Annotated in this window: 1 protein-coding gene; it reads right to left on the reverse strand. The window is 69.8% G+C overall.

Translation table 11 applies throughout. The features are described from left to right. On the reverse strand, positions 1 to 2840 hold a 2840-nt coding region (locus ACWC97_RS33925), incomplete at both ends, for an acyltransferase domain-containing protein (protein WP_450653663.1).

Genomic DNA, 2840 nt, shown 5'->3' on the forward strand with positions numbered 1-2840 from the left:
AACCGCCCCCGCCGACCCCTCACTCCCATCCACATCGACCAACACAAACCGACCCGGATACTCCGACTGCACAGCACGCAACAAACCCCACACCGGGGAATGTCCGAGATCCGTGAGGTCCTCGCCGTCCGACCGGACGGCGACGGCTCCCTCGGTGATGACGGCGAGACGCGGGCGGGACTCGGCCTGGTCGGCCTCGAGGTATTCCTGAACGACGCACAGGGCATGTTCGAGTGCCGAGCGGGCTGCGTCCGGTACGGACGAGTCGGCCGATGCCGGGATCCGCAGCAGCGTAAGGTCATCCGCCGGGACGTGCGACGTGGCGGTCTCGTCGACGGATGACGACGACACCTCGTAGGGCGTCCACTCCAGCTGGAAGAGCGCTTCGTGGCGCCCGCTGCGGCGCACCAGCCGATCAGGATCAGCCGCTCGTACGACCAGTGCCGAGATCGACGCGACCGGCTCGCCGGAGCTGTCCGTCAGATCCAGCGCCGTAGTGTCCTCCCCGGTCCTGGTGAGGCAGGCCCGCAGATCCCGTGGACCAGGACGGTGCACATCAACGCCCTGCCAGGCGAAGGGGAGGGAGATGGTCGTCGGTGACCCGCCCGCCCGTTCGATGTCGTCGAGGAGCAGCAGATGCAGGGCCGAATCGAGCAGTGCCGGGTGCAGCACGTACCGATCGGCGCCGTCTGTCTCGTCGTCGAGGCGCAGCTCCGCATAGGTCCGGTCGCCGAGCCGCCAGGCCGACCGCAGGCCCTGGAACGCCGGGCCGTACTCGTACCCGTGGTCCGCAAGCCTTACGTAGGCGTCGTCGGTCGCGATCGGGACGGCTCCGGTGGGCGGCCACGCCGTACCGGTTGCGACCGAGGCCGCGTCGGCCGGCCTCTCCGGCCCGAGCCGGCCGGCAGCATGCCGGGTCCACTCGTCGTCACCGTCGACCCGCGAATGGAGACGCAGTTCGCGGCGGCCCGACTCGTCCTCTGCGTCCACCGCTACCTGGAAGGTCACCTCGCCCCGCTCCGGGAGCAACAGCGGTGCCTCCAGGGTCAGTTCTTCTACCGAGGGGAGTCCAATCTCGCGCCCGGCAAGCAGCGCGAGGTCAAGGAAGGCCGTGCCCGGGAGCAGCACGGCGCCGACCACGGCATGGTCGGCCAGCCAGGGCTGACTGCCCCGCGAGAACCGTCCGGTGAAGAGGTGGCCCGCTCCTCCCGCGAGTTCGACCGCGGCTCCGAGCAGCGGATGCTCGGCAGCGGAGAGCCCGACGGTGCCGAGGTCTCCGGGGCTCGCGGGGGTGTCGAGCCAGTAGCGGCGGCGTTGGAAGGCGTAGGTGGGCAGGTCGACGGTACGACGATCGGCCACGGGGCCGAAGACCGCGTCCCAGTCGGGCTCGAGACCGGTATGGACGTGCAGCCCGCCCAGCGCCGAGACCACCGCATGCGCCTCGGGACGGTCCTTGCGCAGGGACGGGACGAAGACCGCGTCCTCGCCTTCGGTTCCCTCCTGGGCGAGGGCGGTGAGCGTGGCGTCCGGACCCAGCTCGACGAACGTCCCCACCCCCTCACCCTCAAGGGTGCGTACCGCGTGATGGAAGAGGACCGCGTTACGGGCATGGGCCGCCCAGTAGTCCACCGAGGACAGCTCCTCGAACGAAGCCACCCCACCCGTCAACGTCGACACCACAGGAATACGGGGCCGCGAGAACTCCAACCCACCCGCGACCGCACGGAAATCGTCCAGCATCCCGTCCATCAACGGCGAATGGAACGCATGACTCACCGTAAGGCGACGCGTCCGGTACCCCGCCTCCTCCAACAGGCCCGCGACCTCCAGGACCGCGGCCTCGTCACCCGACACGACCGTGGAGGACGGGCCGTTCACCGCGGCCAGCGCAACCCCCGCACGCCCCTCCAACAACGGCGCCACCACCGACTCACCCGCCCGGACCGCGACCATCGCACCACCCGCCGGCAACGCCTGCATCAACCGCCCACGCGCCGCCACCAACCGCGCCGCATCCCCCAACGACAACACACCCGCCACATGCGCCGCCGCAAGCTCACCCACCGAATGCCCCGCCACAAAGTCGGGCACCACACCCCACGACTCCCACAACCGGAACAGCGCCACCTCCAGCGCGAACAACCCCGGCTGCGTGAAGGCGGTCTCGTCCACGACCCCCTCCCCCAGGGCCTCGGCCAACGGGAGTTCCAGCAGTCCTTCGAACGCCTCACCCACCGCGTCGAACGCCTCCGCGAACACCGGGAACGACGCATACAACCCACGCCCCATCCCCACCCGCTGACTCCCCTGACCAGCGAACAAGAACGCAGACTTGCCACGCCTCCCCGCCACTCCCCGAACCACCGAAGCCGACGACTCACCACCCTCCAGCGACTTCAGACCGGCCAACAGCTCCTCACGGCCGGCTCCGACCACGACGGCGCGGTGGTCGAACCGGGCGCGGGACACCATCAGCGCATGGCCAACGTCCTGGGGGTGCGGACCACCCTCGGCGTCGACGAGCTCATACAGCCGACGTGCCTGGTCCGCAATGGCCTCCTCCTTCGGGGCGGAGAGCACCCACAGGGTCGGGGCGTCGCTGTGCGGGGGGTCTTCGCGGCTGATGTTCTCAGCAGCCTCGTCCGTCTTCACCTGTTCGAGGATGACGTGGGCGTTGGTCCCGCTGATGCCGAAGGACGAGACGGCCGCGCGGCGTGGGCGATCCGTCTCGGGCCATTCCCGCGTCTCCGTCAGCAGCTCGACCGCACCCATCGACCAGTCCACGTGCGGTGACGGCTCATCCACGTGCAAGGTCTCCGGCAGGATCCCGTGCTGCATCG

It is taken from the genome of Streptomyces sp. NPDC001108 (assembly GCF_053598535.1).